Origin of the sequence: Treponema sp. B152 (assembly GCF_024181665.1) — a bacterium.
GTDB classification, from domain to species: Bacteria; Spirochaetota; Spirochaetia; order Treponematales; family Treponemataceae; genus Treponema_B; species Treponema_B denticola.
Genome location: NZ_CP058668.1, coordinates 2,715,157 through 2,738,358 on the forward strand (window position 1 = coordinate 2,715,157; position 23,202 = coordinate 2,738,358).

23 protein-coding genes and 1 tRNA gene are annotated in these 23,202 nt (G+C 36.3%); 20 read left to right on the top strand and 4 right to left on the bottom strand.

What is annotated here, in order from left to right; all coding sequences use genetic code 11:
- Nucleotides 1-56 precede the first annotated feature (56 nt).
- The 14 genes from fabF to HYB91_RS12810 all read left to right on the top strand — a co-directional run bounded on the left by fabF (nt 57) and on the right by HYB91_RS12810 (nt 13,294).
- On the top strand, nt 57-1,292 hold the full coding sequence (gene fabF / locus HYB91_RS12745; protein ID WP_002673329.1) for a beta-ketoacyl-ACP synthase II: 1,236 nt from the start codon (nt 57-59) through the stop codon (nt 1,290-1,292).
- Nucleotides 1,293-1,529: 237 nt separating this feature from the next.
- Entirely contained in the window at nt 1,530-1,778 is a 249-nt protein-coding gene (locus tag HYB91_RS12750) for an AbrB/MazE/SpoVT family DNA-binding domain-containing protein (RefSeq protein WP_002666876.1), read from the top strand.
- Nucleotides 1,775-2,194 carry a putative toxin-antitoxin system toxin component, PIN family gene (locus HYB91_RS12755; RefSeq protein WP_002676312.1) on the top strand — a complete coding sequence of 140 codons (420 nt, stop codon included), beginning with the start codon at nt 1,775-1,777 and terminating at the stop codon, nt 2,192-2,194. The genes HYB91_RS12750 and HYB91_RS12755 overlap by 4 nt, the downstream gene beginning before the upstream one ends.
- A 39-nt stretch (nt 2,195-2,233) precedes the next feature.
- Complete coding sequence (locus HYB91_RS12760; protein ID WP_002666879.1) at nt 2,234-2,659, top strand: HIT family protein; 426 nt, start codon at nt 2,234-2,236, stop codon at nt 2,657-2,659.
- A 66-nt stretch (nt 2,660-2,725) separates the two neighbouring features.
- The gene (locus HYB91_RS12765; protein ID WP_002676311.1) at nt 2,726-3,562 is read left to right on the top strand and encodes a PD-(D/E)XK nuclease family protein; all 837 of its coding nucleotides are present in this window, start codon (nt 2,726-2,728) and stop codon (nt 3,560-3,562) included.
- Between the two features lie 107 nt (nt 3,563-3,669).
- Nucleotides 3,670-4,407: a hypothetical protein gene (locus HYB91_RS12770; protein WP_002676308.1), complete on the top strand. Its 738-nt coding sequence runs from the start codon at nt 3,670-3,672 to the stop codon at nt 4,405-4,407.
- 16 nt (nt 4,408-4,423) lie between these two features.
- The gene (locus tag HYB91_RS12775; RefSeq protein WP_002676306.1) at nt 4,424-5,143 is read left to right on the top strand and encodes a response regulator transcription factor AtcR; all 720 of its coding nucleotides are present in this window, start codon (nt 4,424-4,426) and stop codon (nt 5,141-5,143) included.
- A complete protein-coding gene (locus HYB91_RS12780; RefSeq protein ID WP_002676305.1) occupies nt 5,143-5,889 on the top strand; it encodes a histidine kinase AtcS in 747 nt (248 codons plus the stop codon). Before HYB91_RS12775 ends, HYB91_RS12780 begins: the two co-directional genes overlap by 1 nt.
- A 134-nt stretch (nt 5,890-6,023) precedes the next feature.
- A complete protein-coding gene (locus HYB91_RS12785; protein ID WP_002666892.1) occupies nt 6,024-6,284 on the top strand; it encodes a hypothetical protein in 261 nt (86 codons plus the stop codon).
- Nucleotides 6,285-6,411: 127 nt separating this feature from the next.
- Nucleotides 6,412-7,191, top strand: coding sequence for a prolipoprotein diacylglyceryl transferase (locus HYB91_RS12790; protein WP_002676304.1), 780 nt, complete (start codon nt 6,412-6,414; stop codon nt 7,189-7,191).
- Between the two features lie 206 nt (nt 7,192-7,397).
- Entirely contained in the window at nt 7,398-9,176 is a 1,779-nt protein-coding gene (locus HYB91_RS12795) for an ABC transporter ATP-binding protein (protein ID WP_002676303.1), read from the top strand.
- A gap of 13 nt (nt 9,177-9,189) precedes the next feature.
- Nucleotides 9,190-11,064 (top strand): ABC transporter ATP-binding protein, encoded by a 1,875-nt coding sequence (locus tag HYB91_RS12800; RefSeq protein WP_002676302.1) that lies wholly within the window; start codon nt 9,190-9,192, stop codon nt 11,062-11,064.
- Between the two features lie 69 nt (nt 11,065-11,133).
- Nucleotides 11,134-12,117, top strand: coding sequence for a DHH family phosphoesterase (locus HYB91_RS12805; protein ID WP_002676300.1), 984 nt, complete (start codon nt 11,134-11,136; stop codon nt 12,115-12,117).
- Nucleotides 12,104-13,294 carry a TraB/GumN family protein gene (locus tag HYB91_RS12810; RefSeq protein ID WP_002673350.1) on the top strand — a complete coding sequence of 397 codons (1,191 nt, stop codon included), beginning with the start codon at nt 12,104-12,106 and terminating at the stop codon, nt 13,292-13,294. Before HYB91_RS12805 ends, HYB91_RS12810 begins: the two co-directional genes overlap by 14 nt.
- A 97-nt stretch (nt 13,295-13,391) precedes the next feature.
- On the opposite strand, the gene HYB91_RS12815 is transcribed toward HYB91_RS12810, so the two are convergent.
- Nucleotides 13,392-13,463 (bottom strand) — tRNA-Cys (locus tag HYB91_RS12815).
- An 82-nt stretch (nt 13,464-13,545) separates the two neighbouring features.
- Here HYB91_RS12815 and HYB91_RS12820 point away from each other — a divergent pair.
- From HYB91_RS12820 to HYB91_RS12830, 3 genes are read left to right on the top strand one after another with little or no spacing between them, the layout of a single operon-like run.
- The gene (locus tag HYB91_RS12820) at nt 13,546-14,004 is read left to right on the top strand and encodes a hypothetical protein (RefSeq protein WP_002666899.1); all 459 of its coding nucleotides are present in this window, start codon (nt 13,546-13,548) and stop codon (nt 14,002-14,004) included.
- An 8-nt stretch (nt 14,005-14,012) separates the two neighbouring features.
- Complete coding sequence (locus HYB91_RS12825) at nt 14,013-15,686, top strand: glycoside hydrolase family 3 protein (protein WP_002676297.1); 1,674 nt, start codon at nt 14,013-14,015, stop codon at nt 15,684-15,686.
- Complete coding sequence (locus tag HYB91_RS12830) at nt 15,686-16,582, top strand: GNAT family N-acetyltransferase (protein ID WP_002676296.1); 897 nt, start codon at nt 15,686-15,688, stop codon at nt 16,580-16,582. Before HYB91_RS12825 ends, HYB91_RS12830 begins: the two co-directional genes overlap by 1 nt.
- 31 nt (nt 16,583-16,613) lie before the next feature.
- Here the strand turns inward: HYB91_RS12830 and HYB91_RS12835 are convergent, their stop codons facing one another.
- Genes HYB91_RS12835 through HYB91_RS12845 form a run of 3 tightly spaced genes read right to left on the bottom strand, consistent with a single transcriptional unit; the run spans nt 16,614 to nt 19,609 of the window.
- The gene (locus HYB91_RS12835; RefSeq protein ID WP_002673380.1) at nt 16,614-17,183 is read right to left on the bottom strand and encodes a hypothetical protein; all 570 of its coding nucleotides are present in this window, start codon (nt 17,181-17,183) and stop codon (nt 16,614-16,616) included.
- Nucleotides 17,184-17,239: 56 nt separating this feature from the next.
- On the bottom strand, nt 17,240-18,241 hold the full coding sequence (gene cpt, locus HYB91_RS12840) for a 1,2-diacylglycerol choline phosphotransferase (protein ID WP_002676293.1): 1,002 nt from the start codon (nt 18,239-18,241) through the stop codon (nt 17,240-17,242).
- A 12-nt stretch (nt 18,242-18,253) separates the two neighbouring features.
- Nucleotides 18,254-19,609, bottom strand: coding sequence for a glycine--tRNA ligase (locus tag HYB91_RS12845; protein WP_002666912.1), 1,356 nt, complete (start codon nt 19,607-19,609; stop codon nt 18,254-18,256).
- 127 nt (nt 19,610-19,736) lie between these two features.
- Between HYB91_RS12845 and HYB91_RS12850 the strand changes: the two genes are divergently transcribed.
- From HYB91_RS12850 to HYB91_RS12860, 3 genes are all read left to right on the top strand, one after another.
- Nucleotides 19,737-21,440: a formate--tetrahydrofolate ligase gene (locus HYB91_RS12850; protein WP_002673385.1), complete on the top strand. Its 1,704-nt coding sequence runs from the start codon at nt 19,737-19,739 to the stop codon at nt 21,438-21,440.
- Nucleotides 21,441-21,531: 91 nt separating this feature from the next.
- Entirely contained in the window at nt 21,532-22,032 is a 501-nt protein-coding gene (locus HYB91_RS12855; protein ID WP_002666914.1) for a LysM peptidoglycan-binding domain-containing protein, read from the top strand.
- A 136-nt stretch (nt 22,033-22,168) separates the two neighbouring features.
- On the top strand, nt 22,169-23,197 hold the full coding sequence (locus tag HYB91_RS12860; RefSeq protein WP_002676286.1) for a M42 family metallopeptidase: 1,029 nt from the start codon (nt 22,169-22,171) through the stop codon (nt 23,195-23,197).
- The last annotated feature ends 5 nt before the right edge of the window (nt 23,198-23,202 follow it).

Here is a 23,202-nt window from a genome sequence, read left to right on the forward strand (position 1 = left end):
AATAAAGAACAATAAAGAGTACAAAAATGCGGAAATTTACGCAAAAAGGAGTTTATATGAGAAGAGTTGTAATTACAGGCCTCGGTGCCGTAACCCCCATAGGAAACACCCTGGATGAAACATGGGAAGGAATCAAAGCAGGTAAATGCGGAATCGGAAACATTACCCAATTTGATTGTTCCGATTTTAAGATTCAGATAGCGGCAGAAGTAAAAAACTTTGACGCTTCACAATTTATGGATAAAAAAGATGCCCGTAAAATGGCGCGGTTCACTCAATTTGCCGTAGCCGCAGCTTCGCAGGCAATGAAGGATGCCGGCCTTTCAAAAGAAAACATCGATGCAAACCGCACAGGTATAATACTCGGAAACGGTATAGGCGGTTTTGAAATCTACCAAGAAGCCTTTAAAAAATACTTTCAAGTTGCTCCGGATCGTATTCCGCCTATGACTGTTCCTCTTCTTATTCCGAATGAGGCAGCCGGAAACATAAGTATGCAGTTCGGCATAAAGGGGCCTTCTTGGACCTTGGCCACAGCCTGCGCTTCCGGTACCGATGCCCTCGGAAATGCTTTAGACCTTGTCCGCTCAGGAAGGCTTGATGTATGTGTATCGGGCGGTACGGAAGCAACAATTACCGGTTTCGGCATAAGCGGTTTTACGATTTTGCAAACCCTCGCCTCAGGCGATCCTGCCAAGGCTTGCTGTCCCTTCGATAAAAAACGTTCAGGCTTTGTAATGGGCGAAGGCTCAGGCATTCTCATTCTTGAAGAATATGAACATGCAAAAAAGAGGGGCGCTAAAATATATGCGGAATTTGCAGGCTATGGAGCTTCCTCCGATGCCTACCACTTAACCAGCCCCGACCCCTCAGGTGACGGAGGAGCATTGGCCATCACAAACGCACTCGCCGATGCAGGCGTAAAACCTGAAGAAGTTCAATACTATAATGCTCACGGAACATCGACGCCGATTAACGACCCTGCAGAAACGGCCATGATTAAAAAAGCTTTCGGAGACCATGCATATAAAATGAAGGTTTCTTCAACCAAATCGATGATAGGCCACTGCTTAGGTGCCGCAGGAGCCCTTGAAGCCATCTTCTGTATAAAGGCCATGGAAGAAGGATTTTATCCTCCGACCATCAACCTAACCGAACCCGACCTTGAAGCCGGCTGTGATTTGGACTATGTTCCGAACAAGGGCGTCAAAGGCGAAATAAACTGCGCCGCCTCAGGCTCTCTCGGCTTTGGAGGCCATAACGGTGTCGCCGTCTTTAAAAAGATAAAGTAATGGCTTTTTAAAAAACTGTAAATGAGATGAGTTAAAGCCGAAACAACACATTTAACTTCGGCCTTCGGAATTTCCGTACCGAAGTTAAATGTGCAATTCTAAAAGAAAAAGAAATCGAAGACTTCATAAGAATAAATTTTTCAAATAAATAGGATAAAAATATTTAATACAAATTATTGACAGAAAGTAATTAATTATTATATAATAGTATGAGTAAGGAAAGTAAGGAGGCGTTTTATGGAACTTGCAAAACTAACATCTAAGGGTCAGATTACAATTCCGCTTGCGATAAGAAATATGCTCGGATTAAAAACCGGCGATAAAGTCTTTTTTGAAGAAAGCAGAGGAAAAGTTTATATTACAAATGCTTCTCAAATAACTTTAGCAAATATTCAGACTCAAATGCAAGGAGAAGCAGAAAAAGCCGGCTTTCAAACAGAAGATGACGTTATTGCTTATATTAAAGAGCTAAGGAAAAAGAGTTGAGGATTTTCATAGATTCAAACATTGTGATTTCTGCGATACTTTTCCCTGATGGTAAGGTTGCTAAAGTTTTTTCTCATTTGCTTGAAAATCATACGGTAATAATTTCTTCATATACAAAGGAAGAATGCAAAAAAGTTTTTGAAAATAAATTTCCATTTAAAAAAGAGTTATTGGGTATTTTCTTTGATGGAATTACTTTTGAAGAATTTAAGAGTCCCGATACAATTGATGAAAATAAATATCCAAAAGTTCGTGATATAAAAGATTTGCCGGTTCTTGTATCCGCAATTTTATCTGATTCAGATATTTTGATTACGGGAAACAAGGATTTTGAAGATGTAAAAATTGATAAACCGTTAATTTTTACACCATCAAAATATTTCGAATTGATTGCAGGAAAGTATGGATATATTTAGGGGTGAAAATAATTTTAAAAACCGGAGGATAAAATTAAAATGGATAATTGTATATTTTGTAAAATTATTAAAGGCGAAATACCCGCAAGTAAGATTTATGAAGATGATGATTGCTTAGCATTTTTGGATATTCAGCCTGTAAACGCAGGCCATGTATTAATAATTCCCAAAATACACGAACAATACATATATAAAATCGATGACAAGATAACATCTAAAATGTTTATGGTAACAAATAAAATTAACAAAGCAATACGTCAGTCTAAAATAAAATGTGAGGGTATTAACTATTTTTTAGCAGATGGAGAAGCGGCCTTTCAAGAAGTGAGCCATGCTCATATACACTGTTTCCCAAGATATAAAGATGACGGATTTAAACTACAGTTTTCTGGAAGGTACTATAATCACAAGCCGAATAGAGAAGAATTAGAAAGAGTAGCTAAGGAAATACGAGAAAATTTGTAAAGTAAAACAGTATACCTTTATAATTTTTTGTGTGTGCTATAGCAATACTTTAAGCATGGAGAAAAAATGGAAAAAATAAAATCATTGTTTGATTTATACAATCGTAAAGAAACCGGCTTATCAAGAACTTTGGCTTGCTTATTTTATTCTGACTATAGGGTAATTCGAGAAATTATAAAAGGCGAAAACTTTAAATTTAAAAAGGAAGATGTTAAGACACTAGAAGTTTATTATGAGCCCAGTTTTGGTTCTGCACGTTTTGATATCCTTTGTTTAAGCAAGAATTATGCAATAGTTATAGAAACTAAAATAGGACTAAGCACTGTTGGACAAGATCAAATGAATAGGTATTTAAAAATTCTTGAAAATTACAGTCAGCCGAAAAAGATTCTTATATTGCTAACACAGTATAATAATCAAATTGAATTTTCAGCAAATACTAATGTAAAGATTCTGTATAAAGAATGGAAAGAAATATATGAAGTAATCAAAAAATACAACATAACTATAAATATCGCAGATGAATTTGATAGTTATCTTACAGGGAGTCAAAATATGAAAATATCGGATATAGACATATGGGCGGTTGTCATCAATAAAGATGCTGAGATCAAAAGAATAGAGGAAGACCTTGTTTATAGAAATGACAATTATCACCAGCCAATATTTATCGGGATTCGTGAATGGGATACAGATGCAAAAAAAGTATTGATAAAAAAATTATATCCCGTAAAAGAAATTATACCGCCTAAAACCCCTCGTTCTCGTATTTATAATTCTGATGATGATAAAGCATACATCTATGTTTTGGATAATCCGCTAATATTGGAAAAACCAATATATAAAAAATTCAATCAAAATTCAGCTATAAGCGTAAGTTTTTCTGATCTAGAATTTGCATAATATACACTTCCCGATAATAATTTGTTATTTTACCGGCACCTTGTACTTTCTACCTAAAAGATATACAATAATGCTAATATAATATTCATAAGCGTAGGAGATATAAAATGAAAAAAATATCGTTTGAATTAATCAAAAAAATCGATTTTGTGTTAATTTTTATTTTCTTGATTTTGGGAATTATTACATGGGGTATTGTTATGATAAACATATTTAACCCATTTAGCGGCAGCCATACTGTATCAAATGCAGTAACAATTGTTGAAGATGATACAAAAGAGGAGATACGGGAATATATTGAATTCAATAAAAAGCTAAAAGATGTTTTTGTCTTTAATCTTAAAAGCTCAAAAATAAAAGCCGATGGATTGTATGACGATATATCTGCATCATCCATTAAATCGAGTTTAAGTTTTTCAGGGAAAACACATAACGAAGGAATCACCAACTTTATCTTTATAAAAGATATAAGTTATGAAGAGTCTAAATTATTTGACTCAAATATTTTTATATATAAATATAAATTTGCTGAAGAAAAAACCGGAAAGGATATTTATTGCGATAAAAATATTTATGCTGTTGTAAATGAAGACACAAATAATGATAAGACTCTAAATTCGGAAGATAATATAGCCTTATATATTTCCGACTATGACGGTAAAAATTTAATTAAACTTTCAAACTCGGTATATAAAGTTAGAATTACAGACAATAACCAACTCTTATTTACTGAATATGACGGAAGCCTTTTGACATTCTTTTTATATGATCTTAATTTAAATAAAAAAACTAAATTAAAGTCAGCCGAACAAGAAGCTCCGGAGAAATATATTTCTTTCTATTGATAAGATTAGCAAAACCATGCTTAAAATAGCTGTCATCGAAGATAATGAAGTTCAATCCCGACTCCTAAAAGACTATGCAAAAGAATGGGCAAATAAAAATAGTCTTTTGCCGGAAATTAAACTTTTTTCTTCAGGCGAACAGTTTTGGTTTGAATTTGAAGAGCTTTCCGGTATAGATATAATCTTATTGGATATACAGATGTCTAGGATAAGCGGTATCGAACTTGCAAAGAAAATAAGAAAAACAAAAAGCGATGCTGTTATCATCTTCATAACAGGTATACCCGACTATATGCAGGAAGGGTATGATGTTGAAGCTTTACACTATCTTTTAAAACCTGTAAAAAAAGAAAAGCTCTTTGATTGCTTGGATAGAGCCTTAAAAAAACAGGATAAAGTTAAAGAAGAAAATTTTGTATTTTCATGCGAAGGCTGCCTTACAACATTAAAGCAATCTGAAATTGTTTTTATAGAATCTATTTCACATAATCTAAAAATAAAAACTTTAAAAAGCGAATACATAACAAGGATGAATTTATCGGAGGCGGAAGAAAAGTTAAATTCCAAACTATTTGTAAAAACTCACAGAGCCTTTATCGCAAACCTGATGCACATAAGGCAGCTTCAAAAAGACAAGGCCGTCCTTGCGGATAATACTTTAATTCCGATAAGCCGCAGAGAATATAAAAATGTCAACACCCTCTTTATCGACTTTTTTACCCAAGGAGAAACATGATGTTCATTTTTATACTTGTTTTAAGCTCAATCCTCTTGCTGTTTATACTTCTGTACTTTTTAATTAGAAGAGCCGTCAATAAGCGTTTCGATGATTTTGAAAACGGTCTTATTAATAAATACTACGAGGATGTAGATTCCATCTATAAAAAAATGCGCGGCTGGCGGCACGACTTTCATAATCATATTCAAGTTATGAAGGCTTATCTTGAATTTAAAAACTATGATGAACTTGAAAGCTATTTAAACAATTTGACCGAAGACTTGATTAAGGTAGACAGTGTAATTAAAACCGGAAACCTGATGAGCGATGCAATCTTAAATACAAAGGCTGCTATCGCTCTTTCCCATGATATAAAACTAAACATAAAAGCCTCCATTCCTCAAAACATAGCCTTAAGCGACCTTGAACTTTGCGTAATAATAGGGAACCTTTTTGATAATGCTATTGAGGGGGCTTTAAGCCTAAAAGAAAAAGAGAAAAGATTTATAAGGGTGTACATAAGAAAATTAAACGACAACCTCTATATCTCGTTTACAAATTCTTGCGAGGGCCGCCGCAAAAAGACTCAAGGAAAATTTCTTACAACAAAAGAAGGTAAAGATCACGGCTTCGGCTCAGGACGCATCGATGCTATAGTAAAAAAATATTCCGCCTTTATAAACCGCCAAAGCGAAGAAGGCGCTTTCGCCGTCGAACTCATGTTTCCGCTTGTTTTATCCCCTAGTTTCCCGAATGTTTTATAGCCAAAAACTAAACATTTCAAACTACATATGTATCGATTTGATTTTTTCTTTTATATTTTTTAATAGAAAGTAATTTGTACTTGATAAATTTTATTTTTTAGACTATACTGAGAAATAATTTAAGGAGGTTCTTAATGGCTGTCGCATCTTTGGTATTGGGTATTATTGCCCTTGTAATCGGAGTAGTTTCCGGAGGCTCTCTTGGTTGGTTTGGCTCAATTCTTGCAATTCTAGGTATAATTTTCGGTGCACTTGGCAGAAAAAATCCTGAATCTAAGGGGATTTCGACCGCGGGTCTTGTTTTGTCCATTATAGCTCTGCTGCTGGGAGTTATATTATGGATTGCATGCTTTGCGTGCCTTGCAGGAACTGCAGCTGCTTTATCAACTATGTAAAGATATCTAACAAAATTAAACCAAAACTATAATTCGTGACAAGATAATCTTTACAATTAAGAATAGATAGTCGAATATTTAATTCGATTATCTATTTTTATTTATAAAACACCATCATTCAATTAATATGCAGCCTTATATATCTTTTTTTAAATTTGAAATTCCTTCCTATGGGTTAATGATTGCTCTTGGTATTATTGTTGCAAATATAATAGGCGGAATAGTTATTAAAAAAGAAAAGTTGGATATCAACGATTTTATAATAATTGAAGCCTACCTTTTTTTAAGCGGAATCATAGGCGCAAAGTTCTTATATCTTTTAATGGCCAAAGATTCAATTGAGTGGTCAAAAATATTCGACTTAAACTATTTTCATAGCTTAATAGAATCAGGCTTTGTTTTCTATGGAGGGATCATAGGAGGTATATTAATAATTCCTTTTATAAAAAAAATACATAAAATAAAAGTCGAGGAATATTTAAAAAAATCAATATTTATGCTGCCGCTTATACATGCTTTTGGAAGAGTAGGATGCTTTTTAGCCGGCTGTTGTTATGGAATTCCTTACTGCGGATACTTTAATGTAGTTTTTCCAAAAAACTCATTTGCTCCCCAAGGCATAAATCTCTTTCCGATCCAGCTATGTGAAGCTTTTTTTCTGATTTTATTATCGTTTTTTTTATTATACTTAACCTTAAAAAATAAAAGTAGGCTCACAGTCCTTATATATTTATTTTGTTATAGCATAATCCGTTTTATCTTGGAATTTCTTAGATATGACTCCGCACGAGGAAAAGTTCTGTTTTTTTCCACTTCGCAATGGATAAGTTTTATAATTTTAATTTACACAATTATATATTTTTCAAAACACTGCATATTTTCAAAAAACCGTTTGCGTCAAATTTGATACCATCTATGCCATTCTCTCCCAAAACCTTAGTTTTTATTGTATAATAAGGCTCATTAAAACAAAGAGGGTAAATACCATGAACTCTGGAATGCCCAGGCTCAATATTATAAGGAAGAGGAAATTGAAAAGCTTTTAAGATAAATAATATCTTTTAAAAGCTCATAAGGATTTTTAACTATATAAAATATTCGGAGGAAATTAAAATGAAAAAGCGAGGTATTTTACGGAATTGGGGCTATCTATTAAAAAACATAGCCGAAACCGACAAGCTATTATTTTTACTTATATTTGCCTGTGTACCGATTGCAATACTCATGCCTTACCTGCAAGCTTTTTTACCGAGGGCTGTAATCGAGGGTTTACAAAATAAAACGGAGCTTCAATCCTATCTGCTAAAAATTCTTTTAATAGCAATGGCTCTTGCCGTTACAGTGCTTTTAGAACAAACCGTAAAATGGCTGCTCGAAATGAAGGGGCAAGACCAAAGAGGAAGGTTCTCAAAAGAACTCCGTAAACACGCAATAAAGGTTGACTATGAAAAAATGGCAGCAGTTTCCTTTGCTCAAAGCTTCGACCTTTCAATAGAAGCAATTGCCGGAGATATAGCTATTACAGGACAGTCTGCAAATATAACCGCAAATTTTTTAACAAGTCTTTTAGGTATAATTGCATTTGCTCCATTAATCATCAATATACAACCTATTTTAATTTTAATCATCTTTATTTCATTTTTGACAAATTATTTCTATGGAATTTTTCTAACAAATTATGATGAAAAGATAACCGAACAAAATAAGGGAGTAAACCGTAAGCTGCACTACATTGCTTATAAGAGTATTAATTATAAATATGCAAAAGATATAAGACTATATAAAATGTCCGATTGGTTTTTTAAAAGCTATCAAACCTACAACAACGAAAGAAGAAGATGGGAACGGAAATTAAGCGGCAAGCGTTTTCTAGGCGATTTAATCGCAGGACTTTTTGTATTTATCAGAGACGGCCTTGCATACTTTTATCTTATTACTCAAATATTTACAGGAAAAATCGGAATAGCTCAATTTGTCTTCTTGTTCCCTATTATTACAAGTTTTTCGGATTGGCTTATTTCCCTTTCTACTCAAATAACCGAATTGCGTACAGGCAGTTTAAAACTGGATTATCTTCGCAATTTTTTTGACACATGTAATGATAACCGTAAAAGCAAGGGCGCCCCGCTGCCGGTTTCTTTTAATATAGAATTAAAAAATGTTTCTTATAAATATCCTGAATCGGGTAAGCTTATTTTAAAAGATATTAACTTGAATATTAAACAAAACGAAAAAATTGCCATAGTCGGAGTAAACGGAGCCGGAAAAACAACCCTCATCAATTTGATTATGAATTTATTTTTCCCGACTCAAGGAGATGTTTTTATAGGAGGAAAAAATACAAAGAACTATTCCCAAGATGAACTCCTTTCGATTTTTGGAGCGGTTTTTCAAGAAACATTTATACCTCCTGAAACAATTAAGAATATCATATGTGCGGCTTCCGATTCACATGATGAAACGAGGTTCCAAAAAGCCGTAAAGGATTCCGGCTTTGAAAAAACTATTTTAGAACTTCCTCAAAAAGAAAATACTTATTTGGTAAAAAGCACAAGAAAAGAAGCCGTCGATTTATCGGGAGGACAAAACCAGCGGTTAATGCTTGCAAGAGTTTTATATCGAGATGCCCCAATCCTTATTTTGGATGAGCCTACTGCGGCCCTAGACCCGATAGCCGAAAGTGAAATATACGAGCATTACAATAAAATGACTCAAAACAAAACATCAATCTTTATTTCGCACAGACTCGCTTCAACCCGTTTTTGCGATAGGATTATTTTAATAGAGGACGGAAAGATTATCGAAGAGGGAACCCATGAAAGCCTTATGGCTAAGGGCGGCAAGTATGCCGAAATGTTTAATATACAGTCAACATATTATACGGAAAAATAATAGGGAGGAAACAATGTTATTAGAAAAAAAAGGGCACACAACAAAGGAAATTATTTCTACATTTTTTAAGTCGATTAAGTTTTTAAATACTTTGGATAAGGGGCTTTGCTTTAATTATGGATTGATAGGTATTGTAACAGGCTTGCGTCCCTTTGTGAATATCTACATGCTTAAAAAGATTATAAACGCTCTCTCACAAGGTTTACCTAAAGACCATTTATTTTTGCTTGCAGGGATAAGCATTGCAATAAATTTATTATTATTTTTATGCGAAAAATTTATAGGGCACAATTCCTATTTTAGAATGGAAAATTTAACGCAGCTTCGAAATATGGAAATAGCAAAAAAGAATACCACAATGGATTATGAATTTATCGAAGATGCCGAACTCCAAATCGAAATGGAAAAAATGTATAACATGGATTATAACGGAGGCTTCGGCTTATTTTCACAGCTTATGAATATTCATAATCTTAGCCAAAATATTGTGTTGTTTATCATCGGCTTAATTCTTTCAATTCCAATGTATACATCTTATGCTCCGATTTTAGGAATACCTTTATGGATTCAAAACAGTATTTTCACTTTCTTTATTATTTTGATATCCGTTTTAAGTATAAGAATAAATAAAAGAGCTTTGGAAAAAAGAGATGCATTTATGAAAAACAATCTCTTTGAAGAAATGAGACCTTACAGCTATGCCGTAAGTCTTGCTCCGGAATACAAAATAGGAAAAGATATACGGCTGTACAACAAAAAATTATATAATGAATATTTTACAGGCTCAAGCGATTTTCAAATAAAAATAGTAAACGCATTTTTAAGATTCAGCCTTTTTCCACAGCTTGCTCAAATCTTTTTTAACATGTTCAGTTTAGGTTTAATCTATATCTTTGTGGGAATAAAGGCCTATTACGGAGCAATTCAGATAGGAGATATAATTCAATATTCGGGAGCCGTTACTCAATTTGTTTTTGCGGTTGCAGGTCTTACAAGAGCTTATAATCAAATTGCAGCAAACTGTGATTTCTTCGATCTTTGTTTAGGCTATATCAACTTAAAAGAAACAAAATACAAGGGAAGTCTTCCTATCGAAAAACGGGATGACAACGAATACGATTTTGAATTTAAAAATGTAAGTTTTAAATATCCTCAAAGTGAAAAATATGCATTAAAAAATGTCAACCTAAAATTCAAGATAGGAAAAAAACTTGCCATAGTCGGCATGAACGGAAGCGGTAAAACAACTCTGGTAAAATTATTAACCCGCCTCTATGATCCGAGCGAAGGCGAAATTTTACTTAACGGTATCGATATTAAAAAATTCGATTACGATGAGTATCTGGATATTTTTTCGGTTGTCTTCCAAGATTTTAACCTTTTTGCTTTAAACATTGCCCAAAATGTAGCCTCTTCAACAGACTACGATAAAGCAAAAGTAGAAGAAGCCTTAAACCTTTCAGGCTTTTCCGATTCGCTTAAAAAAATGCCTCAAGGCATCGAAACATACCTCTACAATGATTTTGAAAAGGGCGGTGTTGAAATATCGGGCGGTGAAGCTCAAAAGATAGCCATGGCAAGGGCTATTTACAAGGACTCTCCTTTTATAATACTCGATGAGCCTACCGCTGCCCTCGATCCGATTTCCGAATTTGAAATTTATTCAAAGTTTGATACAATTATAGGGAATAAAACAGCCGTTTATATTTCGCACCGTCTTTCTTCATGTAAATTCTGCGATGAGATTGCAGTTTTTGATGAGGGCAAGTTAGTACAGCACGGTTCCCACGATGCTCTTCTTCAAAACAAAGAAGGTAAATACCATGAACTCTGGAATGCACAAGCTCAATATTATAAGGAAGAGGAAATTGAAAAGCTGTTAAAATAAAAACTCCGGCCGATTGAAAAACACTTTTTTTTATGCTATATTATTCCTCAGTTTACTTTAGGATTAATTATGCAAGAAAAATTATCTACGCTTTGCTCGGTTTTAAACAAAGATCAACCGGTGCTTGTACAAACTCATGATTTTCCCGATCATGATGCCCTGGGTGCCGCTTATGCTCTTTTAAAACTTTTAGAAACTTACGGCTACAAAGTAGAGATTGCTTACGGCGGTCATATTCAAAGTCTATCTTTAATAGAATTTGTAGAATATTTAAACTACCCGCTTTTAAAACTTGATGAAATAGAAGATTTAAAAAAATACCAAGTTGTAATTGTAGACGGCTCTCCTTTTAAGGGAACCGTAAAATATGTAGGCGGTATCTTAAAAGCCGTAATAGACCATCATCCTGAAAGAATTCAGTCTACGGCAGCTTATACGGATATAAGAGTAGGAATCGGAGCCTGTTCTTCCATTATTTGGTCTTATTGGAAAGAATCCGGAAAAGAATATGACGAAATAACTGCAACAGCAATGATTGCGGGTATACAGCTGGATACGGCTTTTTTATCCAGAGGTGTAAGTAAACTTGATCTGGATGCTTATTATGAACTTTACTTTAAATCGGATGTGCAGAAGACATACCAAATGATTAAAACGACCATAAACATCTGCGACCTCGAAGAAATAGGAAGAGCTTTTACCGACTATTTACGCATAGATAATTTTTTAATTGTAGAATTAAGTGAAGACTACTCAAGAGCCATTTTGTCGGTTGTAGCCGATTTTTTAATTTGGATAAAAGATATTTCTTTTGTTATTGTACTGGAAACAGACGGCCCTGAATATAAACTCTCCGCACGCAGCCGCGATAAAAACCTTGATGCAGGCTGGTTAATTCAAGAAGCAGTAAAAGACATGGGCTCGGGAGGCGGTCATGCACACATGGCCGGCGGAGTAATAGATGCAGAAAGATATTGCGGTAAAACCGTATTTTTAAACTCTATCATTAAGTTAGCTAATTCTGAACAAGGAAACAACTGTGGACGAAAATAACGAAAAAACTTTAAAGCGTATTCTTTTAAAAGACCGCGAAATTATTCTTTTAGGAACGGCTCACGTTTCTAAAGAAAGCATTAAGGATGTTGAATCTACAATTAGGGAAGAAAATCCCGATTGTGTATGTGTAGAATTGGATGAAGTAAGGTATAAGTCCTTAACCTCAAAAGATACTTGGCAGCAAATCAATATCTCCCAAGTTTTACGGGAAGGAAAAGGATTTTTACTCCTTGCAAATTTGGTTCTTGCCTCTTTTCAAAAAAAACTGGGAAGCGACCTCGGCGTAAAACCCGGCGATGAAATGAAGGCTGCAATTGAAGTTTCTCAAGAACTGAATATTAAAACCGAAATGGTTGACCGCCCGATTCACACAACATTAAAAAGAGCTTGGGCAAAAAACCGCGGCTGGGGAAGATCAAAACTATTGGCAACCCTTTTAAGTGCTGCCTTTTCCAACGAAAAACTTGAAGAAGACGAAATTGAAAAATTAAAAAATCAAAGCGCAATGGACAACATGATGCAGGAAATGGCCGAGTATCTTCCGAACATAAAAGGCGTTTTAATAGATGAGCGGGACCGCTATCTTGCATCAAAAATTTGGGAAAGCAGCGGCAAAAAAATTGTGGCTGTCTTGGGTGCAGGTCACCTTCCCGGAACGGAGCGCTTTATAAAAGAACTGGAAGCAGGTACAAAAACAACAGACGTATCCGACATTGAAGTAATTCCGCCGAAAAGCACAGTAAGCAAAATTGCCGCTTGGATATTTCCCATAGTTATAATAGGCTTGATTGTTCTAGGCTTTTTTAAAGGAGGCGGCATAAAAACCGGCCAAATGCTCTTATCTTTTGTTCTTTGGAACGGAGGACTCGCAGCGATAGGAGCCATTATCGCCATGGGGCATCCTCTGGCCATCCTAGCTTCATTTTTAGGAGCTCCATTTACAACGATAAACCCGTTTTTGGGTATAGGAATGATTTCAGGCCTTGTACAGGCTTGGGCAAAAAAGCCGCAAGTAAAAGACATGGAAAACCTTACACATGATGCAGGAAGCTTTTCAGGCTGGTATAAAAACAGAATCACAAAGGTCCTTCTTGTTTTTATTCTATCTTCTCTCGGAAGCTCGATAGGAACATTTATGACGGTTCCGGCTCTTATTGCTAATCTGATTAAATAAAAAAGCCCGACAAAAAACTTCTGTAAGGGCTATAAAAAAGGAGGGGAACCTCTTTGAGGAGGTTCCCATTATGAAAAAAAAACTAAAAAATGGAAAAAGGCGCCGATCAGAATCGAACTGATGAATGAAGGTTTTGCAGACCTGTCCCTTACCACTTGGGTACGGCGCCGAACTTTGCCCAGTATATCAAAAAATACAAACTTTGGCAAGGGCTTATAGCAATTTTAATAAAAAAATAGTATAATGTACTCATGTTTGACATGGAACCTGTTATAATAAAGAAGATATTTAAAAATCAGCCTCACTATATTCTTACATGGTCGCCTCTTAAGAAGGCTGATAAGTATCAGATTAATCGCGCTGTACCTGCTATGTCAGGTGTTTATGAACTTTATAAAATGGATAAAGAAAAACATCTCAATCTTTTATCGGTAACCCATGCGTGGTACGGCGGTTTAAGAAGCAATATCAGGGAAGCTATAGACCCCGATACAAAAACAGATCCTGAAAGAAGAAAAATATTGGAAGACGACGATATAGAGCTTTATTACAGGTATTCATGCTCCGATTCTTTTGGGGACCTGTTGGATGTTGTCTGGTTTTTACATTCAACATATTTTCCTGATGATATTCGTGTAGAATCATCAAACCGATATGAAAATTTTTTCCTTACAGAAAGAGCACCCGATAAGGTTTACTGGCTGGAATAAATAAACTTATGAAAACCGAATTCTCACTTGCAAAAAAGAGCATACTATTTTTTTTATGTATTTTTTTATTGGCGGTCGATTTGAACTCCGCTTCTTCCGTAAAACGATTACCCAACTTTTACGATAATGTACCGAACGAAGAACTGGCCGCCGAAATAATTGAGAACATGACCGATGAGGAACTTTTGGCTCAAACCTTTATGTTCGGCTGGGCAGGCCAAGATCCCGGGGACTTACTTTTGTCATGGATTCAAGACTCCGGATTGGGCAGTATAAAAGTTTTCGGCTGGAATACCGGCGATTCCCGCAAACTTGCAAAATCCATTTCCATTTTACAAAAAAAATCCCTCGAAGGAAGATTCGGTATTCCGCTTTTTGTTGCAACCGATCAAGAAGGAGGCTGGGTTCGGCATGTAAAGGGTCTGACCTCTGAAACTCCCGGAAATCTTGCAATAGGAGCATCGGGCATACCTCAAGATTCTTACTATTCCGGCTATTATATTTCAAGAGAAATAAGGGCGCTAGGCATAAACTTAAACTTTGCACCGACAATCGATCTTTTAACGGATCATGACTCATCAATAATAGGCCCTCGCTCTTTCGGAGATTCCCCTCATGCTGCAGGAATATTAGGCGCCGCCTTTGTACGAGGAAGCAGGGATGCAGGCGTTCTTACAACGGCAAAACATTTTCCGGGGCATGGAGATACCAGCATCGACAGTCACGGCCGTCTGCCTAAAATCGACATATCCGAAGAAACTTTCCGCAACAGGGAACTGATTCCCTTTAAATATCTGATAGATGCCGGCGTACCTGCAATTATGACAGGACACTTAAACTTTTCATCAATCTTACCTAATGGAGAGCCTGCAACATTTTCCAAATATCTTTTAACGGATATACTGCGCGGAGAAATGGGTTTTAAAGGCCTTATAATTACCGATGACATGATGATGCATGGGGCTATGAATTTTGCAGGGGGTATTGCAAAGGCTGTTAAAATGGCCTTAGAAGCCGGAAACGATATAATCGAATCTTCCACAACGCCTCGGCACTACCAAGCTTTTTGGAAGGATAATATCAGGGCAATGAAGGAGGAACCTCAATTTAAAGAAAGGGTAAAGGATGCGGCCTTTAGAATTTTACTTGAAAAATTGAAGTATTTTAAAAGCGATAACTATGTTCCCATTCTGCCTGATATGGAAAAACTGGATGAAAGAATTCCCGATAAGGAAGGCCAAAAGTTCTTTTTGAGTTTGGCCGGCCGCGCCACTACAATAGTGCGTGCTGCCGATATCCCTTTTAAGCCTGAAGAAAATGAGGATATACTTCTTGTATCTGCCTATAAAGATTTTTTTAAATACGGCTTAAAGCGTTTCCCCAAGGCAAAAATAATTGAAGTAGATTCGGCCTATTACCACGCACGGAACTTTGACACAATTATCTTTTGTCTTTCCGACAAATATTCTTTAGGCGTTTTGCAAAAAATAATGTACTCCTATCCTAAGAAAAAATACATAGTTATCTCGGTTTTATCTCCTGCATTTTTGGTAAAGGTCCCTAAAGTCCAAACGGCAATAGCCATTTACAGTTATTCGCCGGCATCCTTTACTGCTGCATTCGGAGCTCTTTGCGGAGACTTTATCCCTAACGGAAAACTTCCTATTTCAGGAATAGAGTAATGAAATGCTCGGTTATTCACCTTACAAATAAAAATATAGATCTCTTTATTGATAACATTCTTCCTTACGAGTACCTATGCATAAACCTTGCCGAATGCCTAAAAAAACAAAAAAGATTTTTTGATACGGGCCAAGAGCTTTTTACATTTATAAAGGCTGACATTTTTTTTTCACGCGATAAAGAATTTATAGGTGTTTTGTTTTTGGCAGCCCACGGCGTTTTACTCCATTGTTTTACCAAAGAAATTACTCACGATATTGCAAAATATATAAAAAATAATTTTTTAAAGCACACGGAACCTCTTTCCGTAATGGGGGAAAAAAACACATCCATTTATTTGGAACAATTAATAAATGAAAGTCTATCGCTTGTGCCGGCTCGTTTTGAAAACTACAAGCTGCTTACGCTCAAAACAAAACCTTCAACACCGAACTTTTTTTGCACAAGAGCTTCCGATAATCTGGATACCAAATTGGAATTTATAAAACCGCAGATTGAAGATGCGGAACTTCTCTGTCCTATGGAAATAGAATACAATGAATCGGAAGTATTGGCGCCCGGAGTAAAAGCCTCTCACGAATCATGTCTAAAGCTTTTAAAAAAAAGAATAAACAACCATGCCCTATATGCAGTAAAAAAAGACGGTAAGTATATTGCAAAGGCCGGAATAAACGCATCCGGTTTTAGATGGAATCAAATAGGCGGAGTATTTACAATTCCTGAATATAGAAATAAGGGTGTGGGAGCTGCAAACATGATGATGCTGACAAATGACTGTTTCCAATATAAGAAAAAGAGTGCTCTTTTTGTAAAAATTAAAAATCCGGCAGCAAGGCAAATGTATAAAAAAATAGGATTTACCGAATCCTGTGATTTTAGAATTTCATATTTTTAGATTTGTCATCTAATTTTTAAAAGAGCTTATTTTAAAAATTTGCTAAAAAGAACATTGCAAGCAAGGAAGCATATCTGGCCTTTTCTTCAGATATAATTTCAACCTTTGAAAGACGAGTAACATAATACCAAAAAAATCCGAAGTCGGGATCAATGCGGAAGGCATACTCCACAAAAGAATCGGTTTTTACCAAATCTCCAAAAAGAAGGGTAACAACATCGTGCAAAATTGCAAAGCAATCTTCAAACGATTCCTTGTATGTGGCAGAATGCTCCGAGCTTATCAGTTTTTCACATAAACAATTTATCCTGTACAAGGTATCTTCTTTACATTCTTCATCATCTTTTTCAACCCAAGTTTTTTGTACAAGAAGCTGAATGTTTTTCCTAAAACTTTCTATCAAGTTTTTTTCGGCATCTACATTGGTTTTATCCGTATAAATTTCAAAAGAAGCGCCTCTGCCGAAGGCCTTTGATATTTTTAAAGCCGACGCAGCAATTTCATTATCGGCAGCATCTATAAATTTAGGAATTTCAAGAACTGCTATATCTTTTATTTCGGGAGACATCAAAAATTCATCACTAAATATCGGATCAACCATGGCTATACCTTGCTATTTTATCAAGATTTTGTCAATACCTTAAAAGCATTTTTTAATTACTTTTTTGAAGGAATAGGATTTTTCCAATACCAACAATCCGTATATTTCTTAAAGAAAATAAGAAACCTTATGATTATTCTAACTAAAAGATAAACAATTTGTATAACTTGAATAATCATAAAATATTCAAATGCTACAAAATATAGAATACAGCTGATAGGAACCAAAAAGTCGGGGAATGATTCTTTTACTTTTTCTGCCGTAGCCGATAAAACCGATTGGATAAACAGAACATTATAAAATGTAATAATTACAGTTTGTGTAAATATCGGAGTTTTCACCTTCCAAACTAAAACGGCGCCTATGAGGGCAGAAAAGAAAAGATGTAAAACTAAGCGGATGCTTATTTTTTTTGTCTTAAAAATAGCTATAAGACCTGTAAGCCAAGCTGCTCCAAAACCCATAAACATAATTATGTATGGAATACTAAATGTAAAAAAAATATTTTTTAAACTGCTCTCTCTCATAAAAGAAAAAGAAGCAAGGGCAGCCATAATTGCAATGACCATAGTTCCTTCACTCGTACTAATGCTTGAAAAATGCATAACCCCGTCTTTAAAACGTCCCCAAAATGTTCCTATTTGTCCCAAATATAAAAACTGATATACGCAAAAAAGTAAAATAGGGTTTGTAACCCGAAAACAAAGCATTAAAATGCCGGTAAGAAGCCCCGTAACAAAACTGTCTAAAAAATGATCAAAGTATTCGCCGAGCGGGGAACCGGTTTTTGTACGTCTTGCCTGTACTCCATCCGAACAGTCTCCTACAATATAAATCCAGCAAAAAATAGGAATCAACCACAAAAATCTATAAGTATCATGAAGATAATTTAGATAAGCGACAACGAATGAAAGCACAACAAAGCTATTGGAAAAGATAGTTATTATGTTTGCCGGAATTGATTCGGGTAAAATTTTTATAAGAGGAAACACAAAATATCTGTAAACCAGAGGGCTCAGCAATGATCTATCCTCTGCACTGTAGGAGTAATTTTCCATTTGCAGTTCTTTTTAATGTGCCCTTTTATAGTTTTTAATTTCGGTTTTTATTCGTGAAATTAATTCCGTTCTGGGAATTCTAACTTGCTCCATAGAATCCCTAAATCGCAATGTAACCGTATTATCCTCTTTTGAATCATAATCTACTGTTACGCAAAAAGGAGTTCCGACCTCATCTTGGCGGCGGTATCTTTTTCCGATAGCTCCTGACTGGTCATAATCGGTTTTAAATTCCTCTTTAAGCTCATTTCTAATTTCTTCGGCCAATTCTGCAAGTCCGTCTTTTTTCATCAAGGGAAGAACAGCAACGGTTATAGGAGCAATATTAGGATGGAAGTGTAGTACGGTTCTCCAATCATCATCATTTCCCTTATCGGCAACCTTTTCTTCATCATAGGCATCACAAATAAACATAAGGACATTTCGCGTTAAGCCTGCCGAAGTTTCAATTATGTACGGAATATATTTTTCGTTTCCGTTATCTTGATCGATGTATTGCATGTCTTTGCCTGAATACTCGGTATGACGTGTAAGGTCATAGTTAGTTCGGTTATGTACACCTTCAAGCTCCTTAAAGCCCATCGGGAATTCGTATTCGATATCATAAGCATCTTTTGCATAATGAGCAAGTTCGTCCTTACCGTGCTGATGCCATTGGAGCTTATTTGTTCTTACCCCATATTTTTCATAGAAGGCCCAGCGCTGTTTTTTCCAATAGTCGAACCACTCGTCATCAGTTCCGGGTTTTACAAAAAACTGCATCTCCATTTGTTCAAATTCGCAGGTTCTAAAGATAAAGTTTTTTGTAACAATTTCGTTTCTAAAAGCCTTTCCGATTTGAGCAATACCGAATGGAATCTTCATCCTGTTTGATTGAATAATATTTTTATAGTTTACATAAATACCTTGGGCTGTTTCGGGGCGAAGATAGATAACGCTTGAATTATCATCTGTGGGGCCGATGTGAGTCTTAAACATAAGGTTGAATTTTCTGGTATCGGTAAGCTCACCTCCGCAATCGGGGCAAACTCTTTTTTCAAGGTTTTCAGGAGGTAAATGGTCTGCTCTAAAGCGGGATTTACATTTTTTGCAGTCTACAAGAGGATCGGTAAAATTTTCAACATGACCTGAAGCCTCCCATGTGCGGGGGTGCATCAAAATTGCGGCATCAAGTCCTACTATATTATCATGAAGCTGGGTCATCTCCTTCCACCAAGCGCGGGAAACATTATTTTTTAATTCTATCCCTAGGGGGCCGTAATCCCATGCACCGTTCTGTCCTCCGTAAATTTCGGATGACTGAAAAACGAAACCTCTTCTTTTACAAAGGCTTACAATTTTTTCCATTGAAATTTTATGATCTTCCATAATTTATCTCCCTTATTGCAATTATAAGTGTGAATTATAGTCTTTTTTTTATCTTTGTACAAGTACCGATTAAAACAGTCTGTATTACGTATAAATTGTAAGAGGTATTGCCCAAAAAAAGAATTTTATGGTTGCAAATATAGATTTTTTATGTCATAATATTTGTATGAAAACTGATATAGAAATAGCTAGAGAAGCGAAGCTAAAAAAAATCGCTGAAATTGCAGACGGTTTAGGGATTCATGACGATAATGTCATTCCCTATGGAAAGTATATAGCCAAGGTTCCCTATAGCGTTATAGATGATGCAAAGGTAAAAAAGAATAATTTAATTCTTGTTACTGCTATCACGCCTACAAAGGCCGGAATCGGAAAAACGACCGTTTCTATCGGCCTTGCCTTGGGCTTAAACAAGATCGGAAAGAAGGCTGTTGCAGCCTTGAGGGAGCCCTCTTTGGGTCCTTGTTTCGGTATGAAGGGCGGGGCAGCAGGAGGAGGCTATGCCCAAGTTTTGCCTATGGAAGACATTAACCTCCACTTTACGGGAGACTTCCATGCAATAACTTCGGCTCATAACATGATAAGCGCCCTTTTTGATAACTACATTTTCAGAGCTCAAGGAACTCCGAAGGCTATAAAAACCGTACTTTGGAAAAGAGTTTTGGATGTTAACGACAGAAATTTACGCCAAGTTGTTACCGGCTTAGGAGAGGGTAACGGCGTAGTAATGGAATCGGGCTTTGATATTACGCCTGCTTCCGAAATTATGGCTATTTTCTGCCTTGCAAAAGACATTGAAGATTTACGCCGAAGAATCGAAAATATCATATTGGGTTATGATACCGAAAACAATGCCGTAAAGGTAAAAGATTTAGGTATTGCGGGTTCAATAGTAGTTCTTTTAAAGAATGCCATCAACCCCAACCTTGTACAAACAACGGAAAATACTCCTGCCTTTATCCATGGCGGTCCCTTTGCAAACATTGCTCACGGATGTAACTCGGTAATAGCGACAAAAACAGCCCTTACCTACGGAGAATATGTAATTACCGAAGCAGGCTTTGCCGCAGACCTCGGTGCGGAAAAATTCTTCGATATTAAATGTCGAAAAGCAGGTTTAAACCCGAAATTGACAATAATTGCGGCCACTACAGGCGGGTTAAAAATGCACGGAGACGTTCCCGAAAAGGAAATATCCAAACCCAATGCAGAAGCCCTCAAAAAAGGCTTGGCCAACCTTGACAAGCACATTGAAAACATGAAAAAATTCGGACAGACTGTAGTTGTAGCCCTTAACAGATACGGCTATGATATTGACTCCGAATTGGATCTGGTTAGAAAACACTGTGAAGCACAAGGTGTAGGCTTTGCCGTAAACAATGCCTTTGTTGAAGGCGGAAAAGGTGCCGTTGAACTTGCCGAGCTCGTTGTAAAGACAATCGAAACAAATCCGTCAAAACCATTAAAATTTGTTTACGAAGATAAAGACTCAATAAAAACAAAGATAGGAAAAATCTGTAAAGAAATCTATGGGGCTGCTGATGTTACATATTCGGGAGCTGCCGACAAGATGATCAAAAAGATTGAAGAAGCCGGAATGGCAGACTTCCCTGTTTGTGTCGCTAAAACACAGTATTCGTTCTCATCGGATCCTAAACTTTACGGAGTTCCTACAGGTTTTGAAATGAATGTCAGGGATATAGTTTTAAATTCGGGTTCCGAAATGATTGTAGCCATTATGGGTGACATGATGAGAATGCCGGGCCTTCCGAAAGATCCGCAGGCCGTCAGAATTGACCTTGTAAACGGAAATGTTGAAGGCTTGTCATAAAATTTGTTAAAAATACGCGATACTATTTGATTTTTATAAAATAATATCGTATAATGTAAGGTAGTTATCAATAATATTTAAGGAGCAAAAAATGAAAAACATTTTGAAAATTTTGGCAATTATGGCCCTTTTTTCTTTTGTACTTACGAGCTGTGGAACTCCCCCCACTCCTCCTCCCGAAGAAAAACCCGCACCCGTTGTTGTAGAAGAGCCTACACCGGCGCCGGAACCTGTAAAGGAAGCCGCACCCGAGCCAAAACCGGTTGTTGAAGAGCCGAGAGATGTACCTGTAAAGGAATATGTAGTTGTAGAAGGTGACACTCTGTCCGAAATTGCTTTGAAATTTTACGGAACAAGAGAAAAAGCATACTACTTCCCCATAATTATGACGCTCAACCCCGGTAAGATCCAGCATCCGGACAAACTCACACCTAAGACCAAACTTTTAATCCCCGATTTTGAACTTTTCATGAAACACTCAGCTTCAAAAATGCTTGCAAGACCTGAGTTTGAAAAATGTATTAAAATTTATGAGGATGAAGGAAAATCCGGAGTAGTTGAGTCTTTAAGACGAAGGCTTAAAGAGTTTTAGTTTTTGATAAAAACTTCCTTCCGAAAGGGGAGGAAGTTTTTTTTATTCGTGCGGAGGCTTTAATACCCCGATGCTTTACGTCGGGGCATATTGATTTCCGCAAAGCAATTTAAAAACAATCAGGAGAATCCAATTTATGAATGTCAGATATGCTGTCGAGCTTTCAAAAGAACTTTTACAAATACACAGTCCCGGAGGCTATACAAAAAATGCCATAGACCGAATAAAAAAAGAATTCGATTCATTAGGCATAAAATATACCGAAACGAATAAGGGTGCTATTTACGGTACCATCGAAGGAAAAAATACGGCTAAACACAGAGTTGTTTCAGCTCACGCAGACACCCTCGGCGCTATGGTGCGTCAAATAAAACCTAACGGCTGCTTAAAACTTGCGGCCATTGGAGGTATAGCCTTTAACAGCATCGAAGGAGAAAATCTTTACATCATTACAAGAACGGGGAAGGTTATCACAGGCACAGGTCTTCCCGAAAAAGCCTCTGTTCATATTTTTGAAGCTATCGAAAAAGAAGAAAGAAACTTGGAAACCTTTGAAGTGCGCCTTGATGCGGAAACTCATTCAAAGGAAGAAACCTTGGCTCTCGGTATAAACATAGGCGATTTTGTCGCCTTTGAGCCACGCACAATCGAAACCGAGGACGGCTACATAAAATCCCGCCATCTGGATGATAAGGCTTGTATCGGTATGCTTTTTGCCGCTTGTAAGGCCCTTAAAGAAAAGGGAGAAAAACTGGCTTATACTACCCACTTTTTTATAAGCAATTATGAAGAAATAGGGCACGGCTTTTACGGTATTCCTAAAGAATGTTTTGAAGTTTTAGCTCTGGATATCGGAACAGTCGGAGGCGAGCAAAATTCGGATGAGCATGCAGTAACAATCATCGCTAAGGATTCACGCACACCCTACGATTTCGGCTTTAGACATAGGCTTGAAAACCTTGCTATTCAAAATAAAATCAACTACAGAACCGATGTTATGTTTAGATACGGCTCGGATGCAAGTATGTATGTATTGCAGGGATTCGATATCAACTTTGCCTGTATGGGGCCGGGAGTAAGTGCTACCCACCACTATGAAAGAACCCATATCGACTCCTATAAAGAAACTATAAACCTATTGTACGCTTATTTAATGAGCGAATAGTTTTT